Here is a 1,831-nt window from a genome sequence, read left to right as displayed (position 1 = left end):
GGATTACCCCACCACGCAGGGCGGCAACTGACCGAAAAACGCCAGCACTTGGTCCCGTCTCAGCTTCTTGCGCAGCAACGCGCGCCCGGATGCATCAGCCCCATGCGCCTGAAACACATTCTTCGCCAGGTCGAGCCCAACCGTGATAATCTCCGACATGACCGCTCCTCTCTGTGGATCCTCGCAGACCCACCTTGGCACAGCGATGCCGTCGGGGGGCGGTCACATCATCAACGCCCCTGACTGGAGCCAACGTTACATGCCCGGAGCCCGCTGCTCGGCAATTTCCACCACCTTCGCGACACGACCATTTCCGTTTCTAAAATCGCTGCTACGATAAGCGCGCTATTTTACTCTTTGACTCGGGAGCCGCTCGCCAGGTGACGACAGTTCTTGCGACAATACTGGCTGTTTTTGGCGCCTTGGCAGTCGCCTATTGCGTCTGGGCCGCGATTGCATCGGCGCGCACGCCACAGGGTGCAGCCGCTTGGGTCGTCTTTCTCGTTTCATCGCCGTGGTTCGGCGTTCCAGCCTTCCTTGTGCTCGGTCGCCGCAAAGTCCGCGACTATCGCGCGGCATGGCGAGAAAGCCATGACCTGTTCAGCATACAAGATACCGAAGCGAGCAGAGGCACCCTCCCGTTTGAACGGGAGAAAACGCTGCGCGCGCTCGAACGCATCGGGGGACTGCCCTTTACCGGCGGAAATGAGGTCCGGCTGCTGATCGACGGCGGCGCGACCTTCGATGCCATCTGCGCAGTGGTCGACAGCGCGCGCGAAAGCGTATGTGTGCAGTTCTACATCATACGAGACGACGGGCTTGGACGGCGCTTGGCGGATCACCTCGTTGCTGCCGCCGCGCGCGGCGTGAAGGTCCGCGTGATGTATGACGGGGTGGGCAGCCAGAAACTGCCGGAGGCCTGGGCCGCCAGATTGCGCGACGCCGGTGTCGCCGTGCTGAACCCGGATCACTCCAGAGGTCCAACATCGCGGTTGGAGATCAACTTTCGTAATCATCGCAAAACGGTTGTCGTCGACGGTGACGTGGCCTTTGTCGGCGGGCACAACGTGGGCGACGAGTATCTCGGCCTTGACCCGCAGTTCGGCCGCTGGAGAGACACACATGTCGAGATCCGGGGGCCGGTCGCGGGGCAGATACAAGCCGTTTTCGCGGAGGACTGGCATTGGGCCAGCGGCGAGTCCCTGACGGACGATTTGCCATGGGAGGCGGGTGACGCGACGGCCCCGGAAAACGCGACGCTTGCAGCCCTAGTGCCAACGGGGCCCGGAGACCCGATCGACAGCGGTAGCCTGATGTTCTTCACCGCGATCACGGCTGCCCGGGACAGGATCTGGATCGCCTCGCCCTATTTCGTACCGGACACCGACATCATGTCCGCGCTCGTCTCTGCGGCCCTTGCAGGTCGGGATGTGCGGATTCTGCTCCCCTCCACGATCGACCATTATCTGCCGTGGCTCGCTTCGCACGCCTATTTCGACGAATTGCGTGCAACAGGCGTGCGGTTCTTCCGCTATTGCGACGGCTTTTTGCACCAGAAGGTCATTCTCGTGGATGACGATCTGGCAGCGGTCGGGACCGCGAACCTCGACAACCGTTCCTTCCGGCTCAATTTCGAGAGCATGGTCTTCGTCGCAGACGGGGCCTTTGCGTCCGACGTGGAGCGCATGCTGTCTGACGATTTTGTACAGAGCGATGAACTGATCAGCGCGCTTGTCGATCAGCCGCTTCACATCCGGATCAGTTCGCCTCTTGCGCGGCTTTGGGCACCGCTTCTTTGAGAGTAATGAGGATTGTCAGCTAGGGTCCAGAC

Annotated in this window: 1 protein-coding gene and 1 pseudogene; one reads left to right on the top strand and one right to left on the bottom strand. The window is 61.5% G+C overall.

The features are described from left to right. Window positions 1–9: 9 nt before the first annotated feature. Window positions 10–159: pseudogene (locus tag OK142_RS25165) on the bottom strand (IS110 family transposase); the annotation flags it as partial. Between the two features lie 221 nt (window positions 160–380). On the opposite strand from OK142_RS25165, the gene cls reads away from it, so the two are divergent. Continuing rightward, a complete protein-coding gene (cls, locus tag OK142_RS25160) occupies window positions 381–1,799 on the top strand; it encodes a cardiolipin synthase (protein ID WP_498685719.1) in 1,419 nt (472 codons plus the stop codon). Window positions 1,800–1,831 lie beyond the last annotated feature (32 nt).

Origin of the sequence: Agrobacterium sp. BT-220-3 (genome assembly GCF_025910175.1) — a bacterium.
GTDB lineage: Bacteria > Pseudomonadota > Alphaproteobacteria > Rhizobiales > Rhizobiaceae > Agrobacterium > Agrobacterium oryzihabitans.
The sequence above is the reverse complement of the archived record's forward strand: the minus strand, read 5'-3'. Positions and strand labels throughout refer to the sequence as shown.